Origin of the sequence: Sinorhizobium meliloti (assembly GCF_017876815.1) — a bacterium.
GTDB lineage: Bacteria > Pseudomonadota > Alphaproteobacteria > Rhizobiales > Rhizobiaceae > Sinorhizobium > Sinorhizobium meliloti.
The window spans coordinates 1,498,439-1,515,365 of record NZ_JAGIOS010000001.1 but is presented as its reverse complement, the minus strand read 5'-3'; the positions used below and the strand labels follow the sequence as shown (position 1 = coordinate 1,515,365).

The 16,927-nt window shown below is 62.6% G+C and carries 17 protein-coding genes; 6 read left to right on the top strand and 11 right to left on the bottom strand.

What is annotated here, in order from left to right:
• Positions 1–18: 18 nt before the first annotated feature.
• The gene (locus JOH52_RS07105) at positions 19–1,236 is read right to left on the bottom strand and encodes an argininosuccinate synthase (protein ID WP_003529681.1); all 1,218 of its coding nucleotides are present in this window, start codon (positions 1,234–1,236) and stop codon (positions 19–21) included.
• Positions 1,237–1,448: 212 nt separating this feature from the next.
• Here JOH52_RS07105 and JOH52_RS07100 point away from each other — a divergent pair, with 212 nt between their 5' ends.
• A complete protein-coding gene (locus JOH52_RS07100) occupies positions 1,449–2,090 on the top strand; it encodes a LysE family translocator (RefSeq protein ID WP_010970497.1) in 642 nt (213 codons plus the stop codon).
• A 133-nt stretch (positions 2,091–2,223) separates the two neighbouring features.
• Here JOH52_RS07100 and JOH52_RS07095 read toward each other — a convergent pair whose 3' ends face one another.
• The 5 genes from JOH52_RS07095 to JOH52_RS07075 all read right to left on the bottom strand — a co-directional run bounded on the left by JOH52_RS07095 (position 2,224) and on the right by JOH52_RS07075 (position 7,216).
• Positions 2,224–3,018 (bottom strand): ABC transporter ATP-binding protein, encoded by a 795-nt coding sequence (locus tag JOH52_RS07095; protein WP_003529683.1) that lies wholly within the window; start codon positions 3,016–3,018, stop codon positions 2,224–2,226.
• Positions 3,015–3,893 carry an ABC transporter permease gene (locus tag JOH52_RS07090; RefSeq protein ID WP_010970498.1) on the bottom strand — a complete coding sequence of 293 codons (879 nt, stop codon included), beginning with the start codon at positions 3,891–3,893 and terminating at the stop codon, positions 3,015–3,017. The genes JOH52_RS07095 and JOH52_RS07090 overlap by 4 nt, the downstream gene beginning before the upstream one ends.
• A gap of 170 nt (positions 3,894–4,063) precedes the next feature.
• Complete coding sequence (locus JOH52_RS07085; RefSeq protein WP_003529687.1) at positions 4,064–5,017, bottom strand: ABC transporter substrate-binding protein; 954 nt, start codon at positions 5,015–5,017, stop codon at positions 4,064–4,066.
• 204 nt (positions 5,018–5,221) lie between these two features.
• Positions 5,222–6,457: a dual-specificity RNA methyltransferase RlmN gene (gene rlmN / locus JOH52_RS07080; RefSeq protein WP_014529960.1), complete on the bottom strand. Its 1,236-nt coding sequence runs from the start codon at positions 6,455–6,457 to the stop codon at positions 5,222–5,224.
• A 255-nt stretch (positions 6,458–6,712) separates the two neighbouring features.
• On the bottom strand, positions 6,713–7,216 hold the full coding sequence (locus tag JOH52_RS07075; RefSeq protein ID WP_003529690.1) for an invasion associated locus B family protein: 504 nt from the start codon (positions 7,214–7,216) through the stop codon (positions 6,713–6,715).
• 426 nt (positions 7,217–7,642) lie between these two features.
• Here JOH52_RS07075 and JOH52_RS07070 point away from each other — a divergent pair, with 426 nt between their 5' ends.
• On the top strand, positions 7,643–8,719 hold the full coding sequence (locus JOH52_RS07070) for an ISAs1-like element ISRm21 family transposase (protein ID WP_010969728.1): 1,077 nt from the start codon (positions 7,643–7,645) through the stop codon (positions 8,717–8,719).
• A gap of 223 nt (positions 8,720–8,942) precedes the next feature.
• Here the strand turns inward: JOH52_RS07070 and JOH52_RS07065 are convergent, their stop codons facing one another.
• The 4 genes from JOH52_RS07065 to JOH52_RS07050 form a co-directional block, all read right to left on the bottom strand.
• The gene (locus tag JOH52_RS07065) at positions 8,943–9,320 is read right to left on the bottom strand and encodes a YkvA family protein (RefSeq protein WP_010970500.1); all 378 of its coding nucleotides are present in this window, start codon (positions 9,318–9,320) and stop codon (positions 8,943–8,945) included.
• A 131-nt stretch (positions 9,321–9,451) separates the two neighbouring features.
• Positions 9,452–9,766 carry a 4a-hydroxytetrahydrobiopterin dehydratase gene (locus tag JOH52_RS07060; protein ID WP_010970501.1) on the bottom strand — a complete coding sequence of 105 codons (315 nt, stop codon included), beginning with the start codon at positions 9,764–9,766 and terminating at the stop codon, positions 9,452–9,454.
• A 130-nt stretch (positions 9,767–9,896) separates the two neighbouring features.
• On the bottom strand, positions 9,897–10,484 hold the full coding sequence (gene thpR / locus JOH52_RS07055; protein WP_003529695.1) for an RNA 2',3'-cyclic phosphodiesterase: 588 nt from the start codon (positions 10,482–10,484) through the stop codon (positions 9,897–9,899).
• A 114-nt stretch (positions 10,485–10,598) separates the two neighbouring features.
• Positions 10,599–11,240: an arylesterase gene (locus JOH52_RS07050; RefSeq protein WP_003529696.1), complete on the bottom strand. Its 642-nt coding sequence runs from the start codon at positions 11,238–11,240 to the stop codon at positions 10,599–10,601.
• 70 nt (positions 11,241–11,310) lie between these two features.
• Between JOH52_RS07050 and JOH52_RS07045 the strand changes: the two genes are divergently transcribed.
• From JOH52_RS07045 to JOH52_RS07030, 4 genes are all read left to right on the top strand, one after another.
• Positions 11,311–12,030: an ABC transporter ATP-binding protein gene (locus JOH52_RS07045; RefSeq protein WP_010970503.1), complete on the top strand. Its 720-nt coding sequence runs from the start codon at positions 11,311–11,313 to the stop codon at positions 12,028–12,030.
• Positions 12,027–14,618: an ABC transporter permease gene (locus JOH52_RS07040; protein ID WP_010970504.1), complete on the top strand. Its 2,592-nt coding sequence runs from the start codon at positions 12,027–12,029 to the stop codon at positions 14,616–14,618. Before JOH52_RS07045 ends, JOH52_RS07040 begins: the two co-directional genes overlap by 4 nt.
• A gap of 246 nt (positions 14,619–14,864) precedes the next feature.
• Positions 14,865–15,602: a Bax inhibitor-1/YccA family protein gene (locus JOH52_RS07035; protein ID WP_010970505.1), complete on the top strand. Its 738-nt coding sequence runs from the start codon at positions 14,865–14,867 to the stop codon at positions 15,600–15,602.
• A 125-nt stretch (positions 15,603–15,727) separates the two neighbouring features.
• Positions 15,728–16,285: a GNAT family N-acetyltransferase gene (locus JOH52_RS07030; protein ID WP_010970506.1), complete on the top strand. Its 558-nt coding sequence runs from the start codon at positions 15,728–15,730 to the stop codon at positions 16,283–16,285.
• Between the two features lie 17 nt (positions 16,286–16,302).
• Here JOH52_RS07030 and JOH52_RS07025 read toward each other — a convergent pair whose 3' ends face one another.
• The gene (locus JOH52_RS07025; protein WP_010970507.1) at positions 16,303–16,920 is read right to left on the bottom strand and encodes an ATP-dependent Clp protease proteolytic subunit; all 618 of its coding nucleotides are present in this window, start codon (positions 16,918–16,920) and stop codon (positions 16,303–16,305) included.
• Positions 16,921–16,927: the final 7 nt, after the last annotated feature.

The following is a 16,927-nucleotide window of genomic DNA, read 5'->3' as shown; positions in this document are numbered from 1 at the left end:
CTTGTAATCCTTCAGAGCTTACCGGTTGCGCGCTGCCAGCGTGCGCAGACGCAGCGCGTTGAGCTTGATGAAGCCGGCGGCATCCTTCTGGTCGTAGGCGCCCTGATCGTCCTCGAAGGTGACGAGCTTGTCGGAATAGAGCGACTTGCCGCTTTCGCGGCCGATGACCATGACATTGCCCTTGTAGAGCTTCAGCGTCACTTCGCCTTCCACATGCTCCTGGCTCCTGTCGATCGCCGCCTGCAGCATTTCGCGCTCCGGAGAGAACCAGAAGCCGTAATAGATGAGCTCGGCATAGCGCGGCATCAGCTCGTCCTTCAGATGCGCCGCGCCGCGGTCGAGCGTGATGCTCTCGATCGCACGATGGGCCGCAAGCAGGATCGTGCCGCCGGGGGTTTCGTAGACGCCGCGCGACTTCATGCCGACGAAACGGTTCTCGACGAGGTCCAGGCGGCCGATGCCGTTGTCGCGGCCGTATTCGTTGAGCTTCGCAAGAAGCGTTGCCGGCGACATGCGTACCCCGTCGATCGACACGGCATCGCCACGTTCGAAGCCGACCTTGATGACGGTTGCCTTGTCAGGTGCCGCTTCCGGCGAAATGGTGCGCATGTGCACGTATTCGGGAGCTTCCCGGGCCGGGTCCTCCAGCACTTTTCCTTCCGAGGAGGAGTGCAGGAGGTTGGCGTCGACGGAGAAAGGCGCCTCGCCCTTCTTGTCCTTGGCGACCGGAATCTGGTGCTTCTCGGCGAATTCGAGCAGATCGGTGCGGCTCTTGAACGACCAGTCGCGCCAGGGGGCGATGATCTTGATGTCCGGATTGAGCGCGTAAGCCGAAAGTTCGAAGCGGACCTGGTCGTTGCCCTTGCCGGTCGCGCCATGGGCGATCGCGTCGGCGCCGGTCTTCCTGGCGATATCGATGAGGTGTTTGGAGATCAGCGGACGGGCGATGGAGGTGCCGAGCAGGTAGACGCCTTCATAGACGGCATTGGCGCGGAACATCGGGAACACGAAGTCCCTCACGAATTCCTCGCGGACGTCCTCGATATAGATCTCCTTGATGCCGAGCATCTCCGCCTTCTTGCGCGCCGGCTCCAGTTCTTCGCCCTGGCCGAGGTCCGCGGTGAAGGTCACCACTTCGGCGCCCAGTTCCGTCTGCAGCCATTTGAGGATGATCGAGGTGTCGAGACCGCCGGAATAGGCGAGAACGACCTTCTTCACGTCTTTATGCGATGCCATGGTTTTTGTCCGTCTGCTCGTTTTGTCAGGCTCTCGGGTGCGGCGCTGCCGCATCGAAAATCTGCGGCACTTTAGCCAGAACTTGCGGGGATACAAGCGGAACTGCAAGTTTCCTCTGATCGTAGCCGATCTGTAGGCCAGCTCCCGCGAATCCGCTGGCAAAAGCGCCGGGCCGGCGGTATCAGAAAGAACCGCCTCTCGAGGAATGCGCCATGGACTTCGTTCCCAGCCTGCCGACGCTCATCGCATTCGCCGCTGCAAGCCTCCTGCTCGCCGCGACGCCGGGTCCCGACATGACGCTTTCGATCACCCGGGCGTTGGCGCAGGGAAAGAAGGCCGCCCTTTTCGTCGTGGTCGGCACCGGGCTCGGCATCGTCGTCCATACGCTGCTCGTCGCCTTCGGCATCTCGGCGCTGATCACCGCATCCCCGACCGCCTTCCTGGTGCTGAAGACCGGGGGCGCCGCCTATCTCCTATGGCTCGCGATCCAGGCGATCCGCTACGGGTCCAGCCTGTCGGTGACGAAGGTGACGGAGGCGAAGGGTACGATCCTTTCGAACATCGCGACCGGCTTCTCGGTCAACATTCTGAACCCGAAGGTGGTGATCTTCTTCATGACCTTCCTGCCGCAGTTCGTCACTGCGAACGATCCCGCCGTGACGGGCAAGCTGCTCTTCCTCGGTTTCTTCTTCATCGCGATAGGCATGCCGGTGAACGCATTGGTCGTTCTTGCTGCCGACTGGCTCGCAGCCTGGCTGCAGCGCAACAGGCGCGTGATGCGGGCGATCGACTACGGTTTCGCCGGCGTCTTTTCCATATTCGCGGTCAAGATCTTCTTCACGCAGACGCGCTGAGTTTCGTCGCTCCCGGAGCGTGGCCCCTCATCCGGCTGCCGCCTTGTTCCGGCCTTGCCGCATACGCTCTTCTCCCCGCGAGCGGGGAGAAGATGCCGGCAGGCAGATGAGGGGCAAAGTCCGGGAAGGAACGCTACCCGATCAGTAGCGCATCGTCGTCCAGCGTCTGCCCGCGGATGCGGCGGAACATGGCGATGAGGTCCTCGACCTGAAGCGTCTTGCGGCTATCGCCCGCGACGTCGAGCACGATCTCGCCGCCATGGAGCATGATGGTGCGGTGGCCGAAATCGAGCGCCTGGCGCATCGAATGCGTCACCATCAGCGTCGTCAGCTTGCGCTCCGAGACGATCTTCTGGGTGAGGTTCATGATGAACTCGGCCATGCCCGGGTCGAGTGCCGCCGTGTGCTCGTCGAGCAGCAGCACCTCGGAGCCGGCAAGCGTCGCCATCACCAGCGAGACCGCCTGGCGCTGGCCGCCCGAAAGCAGGTCCATGCGGTCGCGCATGCGGTTTTCGAGACCCAGATTGAGTTCGGCGATGCGCTCGCGGAAATGCTCGCGCCGCTTCGAGCCGAGCGCCGGCGTCAGGCCGCGGCTTTCGCCGCGCCTTGCGGCCAGCGCCAGGTTTTCCTCGATCGAGAGAGCGCCGCAACTGCCGGCAAGCGGATCCTGGAAGACGCGCGCCACCAGCCCGGCGCGGGCCGCCGTGCCCTTGCGCGTCACGTCGGTCGTGCCGATCGTGACGCGGCCGCCGCTCGGCAGCACGTCGCCGGCAAGAACCCCGAGAAGCGTCGACTTGCCGGCGCCGTTCGAGCCGATGACCGTGACGAAGGAGCCTTCCTCGATGGTCAGGCTGACGCCGTTCAACGCCTGCTTCTGGAGCGGCGTGCCCTTGCCGAAGACGACCTGGATGTTTTCGACGTTGATCATGCGGCACCTCCGCGGCGCAGACGGGGCAGGATGAGCGCTATAGTCACCAGCAGCGCAGTCACGAAATTGAGATCGGAAGCCTGCAGGCCGAGCGTATCGGTCGAAAGCGCCACCTGGATGGCGATGCGGTAGAGGATCGACCCGAGCACGCAGCCGATGAGCGCGATCAGAATGCCGCGGGCGCCGAGCAGCGTCTCGCCGATGATCACGGCGGCAAGCCCGACGACGATCGTCCCGACACCCGAGGTCACGTCGGCAAAACCGTTGGTCTGGGCAAAGAGCGCACCGCCGAGGGCGACGAGCGCGTTGGAGATCGCCATGCCGAGATAGATCTGCCTGCTGGTGTCGACCCCTTGTGCCCGCGCCATGCGGGCATTGGCGCCGGTCGCCCGCATCGCGAGGCCCGCATCGCTTTCAAGAAAGCGCCAGACGAGAACGACGGCAAAGGCGACCAGAATCCCGACGAAAAGCGGGCGCACATAGAAGTCCCGCAGACCGAGACCGTAGAAGGGCGAAAGCATCGTGTCGGCATTGATCAATGCGACGTTCGGCTTGCCCATGACGCGGAGATTGACCGAGAAAAGCGCAATCATCGTCAGGATCGAGGCGAGCAGGTTCAGGATCTTGAACCGCACGTTCAACAGGGCCGTCACCATGCCTGCGGCGGCACCGGCGACCATCGCCACCGCTGCGGCAAGCCAGGGATTGACGCCGGCAATGATCAGGACCGCGGTGACTGCGGCGCCAAGCGGAAAGGAGCCGTCAACGGTCAGATCCGGAAAGTCGAGCACCCGGAAGGCGAGAAAGACGCCGACGGCGACGAAGGCATAGACAAGCCCCAGTTCCACGGCTCCCCAGAAAGCGATTTGACTCAACGCCGGTAGTCCTCTTCTCGGATGTTCCGCAGGCTGAGGTGCATGCGGAACACGTATTCTGAAGTTGAAGCAGGATGCACACCATTTCCGCATCCCGCTCGATAAGCGAACCGCCCCCGTATGAAACGGGGGCGGCAAAAAGACAATGATCGTCCGGATAGGGCGGATCGCTACTCGATCGTGCGGGTCGCCCGGCCGACGACGCTCTCCGGCAGCGTGACGCCCATCCGGGTGGCGGCGCCCTTGTTGATCACGAGATCGGTTCCGGCGGCGACCTTGACGGCGATATCCCCGGGGTTTTCGCCCTTGAGGACGCGAACGACGACCTCGCCCGTCTGCTTGCCGACGTCATAGTAATTGAAGCCGAGCGCCGCAACCGCGCCGCGGGAGACGGAATCGGTATCGGCGGTGAAGAGCGGCAGCTTGCTTTCCTCGGCGACGGCGACAGCGCCTTCGAGGGCGGAGATGATGGTGTTGTCCGTCGGGATATAGATCGCGTCGGCGCGGCCGACGAGCGCACGAGCCGCACCCTGGACCTCGGCCGATTTCGTCGCGGCGGATTCGATCACGCTCAGGCCGGCCTTTTCAGCCTCTTCCTTGAGGACCGCCAGCAGCGAGACGGAGTTCGCTTCGCCCGAATTGTAGAGATAGCCTATGGTCTTGACGTTCGGCAGGATCTCCTTGATCAGCGCCACGTGCTCGGCAACCGGGGAAAGGTCGGAAAGACCGGTGACGTTGCCGCCGGGCTTCTCCATGTCCTTGACGAGCTGCGCGCCCAGCGGATCGGAAACGGCGGTGAAGACAACGGGAATATCGCGGGTAGAGGAAACCACGGCCTGGGCCGACGGGGTGGAGATCGGCACGATCACGCTCGGGGCTTCGCCCGCGAACTGACGGGCGATCTGAGCTGCGGTCGCCGGGTTGCCCTGCGCCGACTCGTAGATGAACTTGAGGTTCTCGCCTTCCTTGTAGCCGGCGGCGGCCAGCGCATCCTTGACGCCGTCGCGCGCGGCATCGAGCGCGGGATGTTCGACGATTGCCGTGACGGCAACCGTGACCTCGTCGGCGCGTGCCGGCAGAGAAAGCGCGACCGTGGCGGCAAGCGCGATGAGAAGCGAACGCATGGGTGTCCTCCGGTTTTTGGTCAGCGATTTTCGGGAAGACCGGCTAACGTCCCTCCCGCATCCCGCTTCAGAATAATTCCGCCGCTTTCTTAGGAAAGCGAGGGGCCGAAATCAATCGGCGCAAACAGCTTCATCCATCAAACTTCTTCATCGATCGCGGTGATCGTGCGGCCCCCCGGGAGGCTGGAAGGGCGATGAGCCGCCTCAGTCCTCGCCGTGATTGGCGATCATCATCGCCTCGAAGGCGAGGCGGTCGACCTTGCGCATGCGTTCCGATTCCGACTTGAGCTGGCCGCAGGCGGCAAGAATGTCGCGGCCGCGCGGGGTGCGGATCGGCGAGGCGTAGCCGGCCTGGTTGATGAAGTCGGCGAACTTCTCGATCTGTTCCCAGTCCGAGCACTGATAATTGGTGCCCGGCCAGGGATTGAAGGGGATCAGGTTGATCTTGGCCGGAATGCCCTTCAGAAGTTTCACCAGTTCCTTGGCGTCTTCCAGGCTGTCGTTGACGTCCTTCAGCATCACATATTCGAAGGTGATGCGGCGGGCATTCGACAAGCCCGGATAGGCGCGGCAGGCCTCCATCAGCTGCTTCAGCGGATACTTCTTGTTGATCGGCACCAGCATGTCGCGCAGATCGTCACGCACTGCATGAAGCGAAATCGCGAGCATCACCCCGATTTCCTCACCGGTGCGGTAGATCTCCGGCACGATGCCGGAGGTGGAAAGGGTGATGCGCCGCTTCGACAGCGACAGCCCGTCACCGTCGGACGCGATCAGCAGCGCCGTCTTGACGTTCTCGAAATTGTAGAGCGGCTCGCCCATCCCCATCATCACGATATTGGTGATCTTGCGGCCTTCCGCCGGCACGATCGCACCCTGCGGCGTGTCGCGCTCGGGGAAATCGCCGAGCCGGTCGCGGGCGAGCAGAAGCTGCGAAAGAATTTCTTCCGCCGTCAGATTGCGCACCAGCTTCTGCGTGCCGGTGTGGCAGAAGGAACAGGTGAGCGTGCAGCCGACCTGGCTCGAAATGCAAAGCGTGCCGCGGCCCTCCTCGGGAATGTAGACCGTCTCGATCTCTACCGGACGGCCGGCGCCGCGTGGGGGGAAGCGCAGCAGCCACTTGCGCGTGCCGTCGCCCGAAACCTGCTCTTCGACGATGTCCGGCCGTGCAATGGTGAAATGCTCCTTGAGCATCTCGCGCATGTCCTTGGAGACGTTGGACATCTCGTCGAAACCCGAGACGCCGCGAACGTAAAGCCAGTGCCAGAGCTGGCTGACGCGCATCTTCACCTGCCGCTCCGGCACGCCCTTTTCGGCGAGCAGCTTCGCGATGTCGTCGCGCAACAGGCCGATCAGCGACGGCTTTTCCGGCTGTGGCGCGAGCCGCACCTGCGGCGCCTTGACGATGTCCGCCCTGTTTAGAATCTCGGTGGCTGCCATGCTCATCTTGTCCTGTCGTAAAGCGACGGCTCGTCCGGAGACGTTTTCCGGGTCCTGTTCCGATGCTCGAATTGAAATCTGGCGAGCCTCGGTCACGCGCTCGACGGGGGCGCAGGGGCTCAGAATTTGCGGCCGCTTTAGCATTCTTTTTGCGGCGAGTCACCATGGGACATTTTTCTGCCCCTATCCGCCTGGCCCCCAACGCAAAAGGCCGACCTCACGGCCGGCCCTTGCGATCGGTGAAGCGGGCTTAGTTTACTTGCAGGCCTCGATCTGCTTCAGGGCGGCCGAAATGCCGGAGAGCGAATACGAGTAGGAGGTTTCCGTGCCGCGCCGCGATTTCGCGTTGACCGACATGGCCTTGCCCGACTTCATCGCAGCGACCAGTGCCGGCTCTTCGGCGGCATTTTCCACCCAGGCGGAATTGCCCTTGGTGAACATGACGAAGGTGCGGCCGTCGATCACCACGTTGACCTTGGAATTGTCCTGCAGCGGATACCCCATCATCGCCTGTGGCTCATAGCTGATGTTCTGTCCCGGACGCTGCGAAACGAGGAAGAAGATATCGCCGTGATCGACACTTGCCGGGGTCCTTTCCTTGGGCACGGAAAGCACATAGCAGACCTTGCCGTTACCGGCCTGGTAGGAATATGCACCCCAGGCGTTGAACTGCTGGATTCGCGTCGGAGATTGAGCGGAAGCCACGCCGGATGCAGCCATTACGAGTGCGAGTGCAGTTGCGATCTTTCTTACAAACATGAGTTCCTGCCGCTTGTCTTGCTTACGGTCGCCCGATACCGCGTGGGATGGGCAACGCATAGTCACGATTTAAGTTTATTTTGACTTAATCCGGGTTACCAAACCGTCAACGATTCGGGATAACGCCCCTTTTTGCGCCCGAACGCGCCTCGAGGTCCATTCGCACACGGATTGCCGATCCGGTCGACGTCGATACTGGAGAGCCGCCCCTTGCCTCCCTCTATGTCACAAAGAATCGGGCAAGAGTTTGACTTTCCGGGCGGGATTGCGGCAAGGCGCCTCTAAGGCGTTTTGAGATTCATAGGTGAAGGTCAAGCCGCTTATCGTCTCCCCCCTTGGGGGCAGGGGAATCGCATTTAGCAAATAAGCGGTTGTTTTGTTGCGGCAAATCGATTCTTGGAGTTCTCCGCTGACTTGGAGGTCTCGATGAGTAGATTTGCCGCTTGCTTTGAAGATTTGCCCGATCCGCGCGGTCGCAATGCGCGCCATCCGTTGACGTCGATCCTGTTCATTGCCGTTGCGGCGATTGTCTGCGGTGCGGAAAGCTGTACCGATATGGCCGATTTCGGCGTTGCCAAGAAGAAATGGCTGAAGACAATCGTGCCGCTGCCCTATGGCATTCCCAGCCATGACACCTTCTCCACCGTCTTCCGCCATCTCGATCCGGATGCCTTTGACGCGGCCTTTCGCCGTCTCACGGCGAGCTTTGCGCAGGGTCTCGAAGGGGTGGTAGCGATCGATGGCAAGGCGGTGCGCGGTGCCTACCGGCGCGCCGCCAAGGCCACGCCACTCCACTTCGTCAATGTCTGGGCTGCCGGTCCCGGTCTGGTCATCGGCCAAAAGCTCGCGCCGGGCCGCAATGAGGTGCAAGGGGCTCTCGATGCGCTCGCGCTGCTGGCACTGGAGGGCTCTATCGTCACCGCCGATGCCCTGCATTGCCGGCCCGACACCGCCCGCGCCATCCTCGCTGCCGGCGGCGATTATGCTCTGGCACTGAAGGCCAACCAGCCCGGCCTCTTGGCCCAGGCGCTCGCCCGCATCGAGGACGCCGACCACGTCGAGAGCATCCAGATTGCAGCCGAGACTGCCCATGACCGCACCGAGACACGCCGCGCCAGCGTTGTGGCTGTCGACGATATCAACTTTCCGGGCCTGCAGGCCATCGGCTGCGTCGAGACCACAAGCCGTCATACCAACGGCCATTTGACCAGCCATGTCCGCTACTTCCTGCTCTCCACCACCATGTCGCCGAGCGCGCTGATCGAGGTTGTAAGAACCCATTGGCAAATCGAAAACAAACTGCATTGGGTTCTGGATGTCCACTTCCGCGAGGACGCCGCCAGAAACCGCAAGGACAACGGCCCTCAGAACATTGCCTTCTTGCGCAAGATCGCTCTCAACCTCTTGCGATCTCACCCCGACAAGGCCTCCATCCGCCGGAAAATCAAAAAGGCGGGCTGGGATGACCAATTCCTCACTTCTCTTATCGCTCATATGCGATAGCCCTGCCTTGGGGGGGAGATGGCCGGCAGGCCAGAGGGGGTTGAATCTCAACAGGCCTTAGATCACGATATTTTTAGGTCGGGTCGACCTGAAAACATGAACGTGATCGATTCCAAGAAGTTGAGACCCGGGATGCGGGCGGAAAACCGCACACACTTTTCCTCATCCCGCTCTAGTGCCGGGGTATGATCAGACGCACAGATGTCGCAATAGCGGGGACAACTCACTTTTCGACGCTGTCTTGCAGCACTTCGTCGGCCTTTTGGTAATGCCGTTCCTTGATCTGGCCGCTGATCGCGGCAAAGGCGGCCGTCAAAACGGCGATGTCGTCGGAGAAGCCGATCATGGCCAGCATGTCCGGCACGAAGTCGAGCGGCAGCACGAAATAGCCAAGCGCCGCGAGCAGAATGCCGCGTGTGCGCGTCGGCGTCGCCGGATCCACTGCGCAATAATAGGCGGCGACGAGGTCGCGGCTGAAGGGAATCTGCCGGGCCGCCCGGCGGAAGGTCGGCCAGAACCGGCGGCGCACCTTGTGCTCCTTGCGCTCCTGTTCGGATTCCTCGCCGGGGAGGAGGATTTCACCGATCTTGATATCGTCCATCGCGTCGATTCCGGTCGTTCAGGGTACTGCGCGGCATTGTAGTGCCGCAGCCTGATATGGGAGTGGCGGCCGCCATTTCAAATGGTCGGGCATGCGGCCCTTATTTCATATGGTCGGGCATCCGGCCCTCATTACATATGGTCGGGCATGCGGCCCTCCGCCGCCTGGTCCATCTTTGCCGCCAACTTGAAATCGAGTTCGGTCAGTCCATCCGCGTCGTGAGTCGAGAGCGTCACGTCCACCTTGTTGTAGACGTTGAACCATTCCGGATGATGATTAAGCTTTTCGGCGGCGAAGGCGCATTGCGTCATGAAGGTGAAGGCCTCGGCGAAAGTCTTGAACCGGAAGGTCTTCCATATCGAGCCGCCATCCTCCGCAAGGACCCAGCCCTCCATCTTGTGCAAGTGCTCGGCGATGGCCGCCGCGTCCAATTTTTCCGGCCGCATGCTGTTCCTCCTTGCTGCATCCTGTGCTTAACAACGAACTTGCCCGCGACAATGTTCACGCGCAATCCTTGCCGCACGACGAGGACGTTCCCGATCCCTGTCTAGGAGCCGGCGGAGGCCTTCGGGCGCTTTACCAGACGCTCGAAGCAGGATGCTCCTCGTTGCTCGCGAGGTTCGAGCGCTCTTCGTGAAGCGGGAAGACCTCTTCCGTGAGATACGGGCCGCCGCCGACCGAGTCGCGTGACGACAGGAGCACGAAACGGGAGACGGTGAAGGGAGCGGTGACGAAATTGCCGCGCCCGGAGAGATATTCGACGACATCCTCGACGCGCGAGGAGCGCAGGCGCGCCAGCGTCACATGCGGGGTGAACTTGCGCGGATCCGAGGGCAGCCCTATGCGCTGGCAGATGCGCTCGATTTCGGCCTGCAGGGCGAACATTTCGGGAGCGATGCTGACGCCGGCCCAGACGGAATGCGGTTTCTTGGAGCCGAAGGCGCCGGTGCCCGACAGCTGCAGCTGAAACTCGGGCCGTTCGATGCGGTCAAGTCTGTCGATGATCTCGTCGGCGGTTCGCCAGTCGACGTCGCCGATGAAGCGGAGCGTGATGTGATAATTCTCCACATCGATCCAGCGAGCTCCGGGAAGACCTCCGCGCAGCAAGGAAAGACTCATTGCTGCATTGCGCGGAATTTCGAGGGCGGTGAACAGTCTCGGCATGGCGAGCTCCCCGAATCTCTTGCAGATGCTTGAAGCGAATCACGCATCGCATCTGCACGCAACCATTATTTGTTCCGTCGGAACGTTAACCTTCCCTTAACTGTGGATGCGCTGTCATTCTCCTTTCGCAAGTGAGCGGACGAAAAGCTCCGCCGTCGGCAGGAAGCGGTCTACCATGACGCCGACACCCCCGCCGTTCGGATGCATCCCGTCGTCGAGCTTCAGGCCGACCTCGGTGACGACGCCGTCGAGGAAGAAAGGGTAGAAAACGAGATTGTGTTCCTTTGCGAGGTCGGGATAGATCGGATTGAAGCGCGCCGCATAATCCGGCCCCATGTTCGGCGGCGCCATCATTCCCGCGAGCAGGACGGCGACGCCGCGCTCCTTGAGCCGTGCGACCATCGCCTCCAGATTCTTGCGCGTCTCCTCCGGAGGGATGCCGCGCAACGCGTCGTTGGCGCCGAGTTCGAGGATGACGCCGTCGGTGCCCTCGGGGATCGACCAGTCGATGCGGGCGAGACCGCTGGAGGTCGTGTCGCCGGAAACGCCGGCATTGGCGATCGTGACGTCGATCCCCTTTTCCTTCAGGGCCTTTTCGAGGCGGGCGGGGAAGGCATCTTCCGGGGGGAGTTGGTAGCCGGCCATCAGGCTGTCGCCGAAGCCGACGAGGCTGACGGGCTCGGCGCGAGCCGCCGCCGATAACACGATTGTCATTGTCAGGCCGAATAAAATGGGCAGAAAGTCTTTTAATGCCATAGGTTCGTTCCTAAATCGGCGGACAATTGTTTGATGATCCGTATCCAATTTTCATATAGGGCTCTTTCGCGTGGCAAAAACCATCATCGAGTTGAAAAATGCGGATCTGACGCTGGGCGAAGCCGCGGCGTCCGTGCATGTGCTGAAGGGCGTAAGCCTCGCGATCGATGCCGGCGAATCGGTGGGCATCGTCGGCCCCTCGGGCTCGGGCAAATCGACTCTGCTCATGGTCATGGCCGGGCTGGAGCGGCTCGACGGCGGTGAAATCATCATTGACGGCACGGCGCTCCACCGCCTCGGCGAGGACGCGGTCGCCGATTTCCGCGGCCGCAATGTCGGCATCGTTTTCCAGTCCTTTCATCTCATCCCCAACATGACCGCGCTTGAGAACGTCGCGGTGCCGCTCGAGCTCGCGAATGTCCGCAATGCATTCGACACAGCGCGCAAGGAACTGATCGCCGTGGGGCTCGGCGAACGCCTGACGCACTACCCCGGGCAGCTTTCCGGCGGCGAACAGCAGCGCGTGGCGATCGCCCGGGCGCTCGCGCCCTCTCCGAAGCTCCTGATCGCCGACGAGCCGACGGGTAACCTCGACGCCGAGACCGGCCGACAGATCGCCGACCTCCTCTTTGCCGAACAGCGCGAGCGTGGCATGACGCTCGTTCTCGTCACGCATGATGCGGCGCTCGCCGGACGCTGCGAAAGACAGATACGCGTCCGCTCGGGAGAAATCGTCTCCGACGCGGAACGGCTCTCCGCCTCGGCCCGGCAGGGAGCCGTGTCCGCATGAGCGGGACGGTTGCCGCCCGGCGGCTGCGCCCGATGATTTCCCTGCGCCCTCTGCTCGCGCTTCGCCCGCTGTTCGCGCTTCGTCTGGCGCTCAGGGAAATGCGCGGGGGCCTGAGGGGCTTCTATATTTTCCTCGCCTGCATCGCCCTCGGCACGGCCGCGATCGCCGGGGTCAACTCGCTGTCCCAGTCGATCAGCGAAACGATCGCCTCGCAGGGGCAGGAACTGCTCGCCGGCGACATCCGGTTCGAGCTCAACAATCGGGTGGCGACCGCGGACGAGCGGGCCTTCCTCCAGGGTCTCGGCCAGGTTTCGGTATCCGCGGGTCTGCGTTCCATGGCGCGGCTTCCGGACGGCTCCAACCAGGCGCTGGTGGAGCTCAAGGCCGTGGACGGCGCCTACCCGCTTTACGGCAAGCTCGAAAGCGAGCCGGCAAAGCCGCTCCCTGAGTTGCTGGCCAAGGACGGCGAAGTGTTCGGCGCAGTCGCCGCGCCTTTACTCCTCGAGCGCCTAGGCATCTCGCCCGGCGCGGAAATTCTCATCGGCAATGCGCGTATCCGGATCGGCGCGACACTCGCCAGCGAACCCGACGCTCTTTCCGACGGCTTCGGTTTTGCGCCGCGGCTGATGATTTCCTCCGATGCGCTTGCCGCTTCCGGGCTCGTGCAGACCGGCAGCCTTGTCGAACACACCTACAAGGTCCGCCTGCCGGATCCCGCAGACGTGCCGCTCATTCGCGTGCAGGCCGAGACCCGCTTTCCCTCCGCCGGCTGGTCGATACGGACGAGCGGCAATGCCGCACCGTCCCTCAATGCAAACATCACGCGTTTCTCCCAATTCCTGACGCTCGTCGGGCTCACGGCGCTGATCGTCGGCGGCGTCGGAGTTGCCAACGCCGTGCGCTCCTATCTCGACGGCAAGCGCAGCGTCATCGCGACTTTCAAATGTCTCGGCGCTCCGGCGTCGCTGGTCGCGATGATCTACCTTGCGCAGATCCTGATGATCGCCCTCATCGGCATCGCGATCGGCCTCGTGCTCGGCGCCCTCATCCCCTTCGTGGCAGCGCAGTTCCTTGCCGGCCTGCTGCCCGTCTCCACCGCGTTCGTGCTCTATCCCTCCGCCCTGGGCCTTGCGGCGCTTTTCGGCCTCTTGACGGCGCTGACCTTCGCCATCCTGCCGCTCGGGCGGGCGCGCCGGGTGCCGGCGACTGCGCTTTTCCGGCAACAGGGTTTCGAGCCGACGGGCTTGCCTGCCCTGCCCTATCTCGCCGGAGCCTTCATCTGCCTGGCAGCACTTGCCGGGCTCGCGGTCTGGACCGCCTATGACCGTTACATTTCGCTGATCTTCCTTGGCGCGATCGCCTTTGCCTTCATCGTGCTGCGCGGGGTTTCGCTCCTCATATCCTGGCTGGCGCGGCGCAGCCCGCGCGTCAATTCGCCGGCGCTGAGATTGGCCATCGGCAACATTCACCGGCCGGGCGCCCTGACGCCGTCGGTGGTGCTGTCGCTCGGTCTCGGCCTCGCTCTTCTGGTGACGCTGGCGCTCATCGACGGCAATCTGCGGCGCGAGCTCACCGGCGACATGGCCGAGCGCGCTCCCAACTTCTTCTTCGTCGACATCCAGGGCAGCGAGATCGAAGGCTTCCGCTCCCTGCTCGCGGGAGCGATGCCGGAGGGCAAGATCATCGAAGTGCCTATGCTGCGCGGGCGCATCGTCGCGCTCAACGGCGAGGATGTGAACAGCCGCAACGTTCCCCCCGGCGGCCAATGGGTGCTGCGCGGAGATCGTGGCATCACCTATGCCAGGAACAGGCCTGAAAATTCGAAACTCACCGAAGGCAGCTGGTGGCCCGAGGACTATGGCGGCGAGCCGCTCGTCTCCTTCTCGGCGGAGGAGGCCCGCGAACTCGGGCTGAAGCTCGGCGATACGGTGACCGTCAACGTGCTCGGCCGCAACATCACGGCCCGGATCGCCAATTTCCGCGAGGTCGAGTGGGAATCGCTGTCGATCAATTTCGTCATGGTCTTCTCCCCGAACACCTTCGCCGGCGCCCCGCATGCCTGGCTCGCGACCATCATCGATCCCGACGCCTCGGCCGAGGAGGAGGCGGCGGTGTTGAAGAGGGTGACCAATGCCTATCCGACGATCACCAGCGTGCGTGTGAAGGACGCGCTCGACATCGTCAATACGCTGCTCGGGCAGCTTGCAACGGCGGTGCGCGCCGCCGCGGCGGTCGCGCTTATCGCGTCTATCCTCGTGCTCGCCGGCGCACTTGCCGCCGGCAACCGTGCCCGCATCCACGATGCGGTGGTCCTGAAGACGCTCGGCGCGACGCGGGCGACCCTGATCCGCGCCTTTAGCTACGAATACGTCATTCTCGGCCTGGCGACTGCCGTCTTCGCGCTCTTCGCCGGCGGCGTTTCGGCCTGGTTCGTCGTCAGCCGCATCATGACCCTGCCCTCGAGCTTCCTGCCGGACGTTGCCGTCGCTACGATCGTTCTTGCGCTGGTCGTGACGGTCGGGATCGGCCTCGCCGGCACCTGGCGCGTCCTCGGGCAAAAGGCCGCTCCGGTGCTGCGGGAACTCTGATCCTGCCATCCCTGTCGCGCGCTTTCGGCCACGATGGCCGAATTAACCGTAAATCACTCTAGTTTGATGGTCCGGCCGCCCGACTTTGTTCGATTCCAAGCGCTTCGCCCTTGTGCATGACGGCGTTCACCATCATATTTGTCCACAGGCATGCTGGAGCCCCGCAGCGGCGCCTGGGCGCGCAAAGGAACGACAAGGTTCGCCGCCCGACACCGTAACTTCAACCGGGGCTTAAATGAGGAAACAATGGCTGATCTGAGAAACTACCAAACCCGAATGTCGCCCGCCGGCGCTCAGGCGGGTGCCGTGATCGACGAAGGCCTTCGCGCTTATATGCTGAAGGTCTACAACCTGATGGCTCTCGGCCTGGCGATTACCGGCGTGGCAGCTTACGGAACCTATGCGCTTGCCGCCTCTAATCCGGCATTCGCCCAGCTTATCTACGCTTCGCCCCTGAAGTGGGTCGTTATGCTGGCGCCGCTTGCGCTGGTGTTCTTCCTGAGCTTCCGCATCAATTCCATGAGCGTTTCCGCGGCGCAGACGACCTTCTGGGTCTATGCGGCGCTGATGGGCCTGTCCCTGTCGTCGATCTTCCTGGTCTTCACCGGCCAGAGCATCGTGCAGACGTTCTTCGTGACGGCTGCTTCGTTCGGTGCCCTGTCGCTTTACGGCTATACGACGAAGAAGGACCTTTCGGGCCTCGGATCGTTCCTGATCATGGGCCTCTTCGGCGTGATCATCGCATCCGTCGTCAACATCTTCCTTGCCTCTTCGGCACTCGGCTTCGCGATCTCGGTGATCGGCGTGCTCATCTTCGCGGGCCTGACCGCCTACGACACGCAGAAGCTCAAGGAAATGTACTTTGAAGGCGATGACGCCTTGGTCGCCGGCCGCAAGGCCATCATGGGCGCGCTAACGCTCTACCTCGACTTCATCAACCTGTTCATGTTCATGCTGCAGTTCCTTGGCAACAAGAACGAGTAGTCGCGAACCGGTTCGACGGAAAAGGCGGCTTCGGCCGCCTTTTTTATTGCCCTGAACCGGTCTTGATCGATCCGGCGCATCCATGCGAGACAGTACAGCTCCAACCATAACGCGCGAAGAATTCCATGACTGCCACGCTCCGCGACGCCGTTGCCGCCGACCTCCGCTCGATCACCGAAATCTATCGCGAGTCCGTCCTGAACGGGGTCGCGACCTATGAGGAGACGCCGCCATCCGAGGCCGAGATGGCACTCCGCTTCTCCACGATCACCGGTAACGGTTATCCCTATGTGGTCGCGCTGGACGAGCGTGGCGCGGTTATCGGCTATGCCTATGCCTCCGCCTTCCGCAACCGCACCGCCTATCGGTTCCTGGTGGAGGATTCGATCTATCTTTCGCCGGAAGCGCGGGGCAAGGGCATCGGCAAGGCGCTGCTGTCCGAACTGGTCGGGCGCTGCACGGCTCTCGGCTTCCGCCAGATGATAGCGGTGATCGGCGGCGCGCATCCCTCATCGATCGCCCTGCACCGGGCGCTCGGCTTCGAGTTGCAGGGACTGATGAAGGCAACCGGCTTCAAGCATGGCCGATGGCTGGATACCGCCTTCATGCAGCGGCCGCTCGGAGAAGGAACCGCAACCAAGCCCACCGAGGGCGTCTATCCGGATACGCTTTATAGGAGCTGAGCCTGCGCAGGTGAGCTTCATGCATCACGTTCAGCGCCGATCTCCCGTTCGGTGATGATGCGATCGATCAGACCCCACTCCAGAGCTTCTTCCGCGGTCATGAACCGGTCGCGATCCATGGCGCGCTCGAATTCTTCATATGTTCGCCCGCAATGCTCGGCATAAAGCCGCGTCATGCGGTGTTTGGTTCGCCTGATTTCCTCGGCATGGATGAGCATATCGGAGGCCTGTCCCTGAAAGCCGCCCGACGGTTGATGGACAAGGATGCTTGCGTTGGGCAAGGCTGTGCGCTCGCCCGCTTCGCCTGCCATCAGCAGGAATGATCCCATCGAGCGGGCCGTCCCCATGCAAAGCGTATGAACGGGCGCTCGGATGTATCGCATCGTGTCGTACATCGCGAAGCCGCTGGTAACGACACCGCCGGGCGAATTGATATAGAGTTGGATCGGCTTTTTGGGGCTTTCGGCCTCCAGGAACAACAGCTGTGCGCAAACGAGAGCGGACACTGCATCGTTCACCTCGCCGTTCAGAAAGATGATTCGCTCACGCAGCAGGCGGGAATAGATGTCGAAAGAGCGCTCGCCACGGCTGGATTGTTCGACGACCATAGGGACGAGTTGCATCGCTTCGCGCATAGGCGAA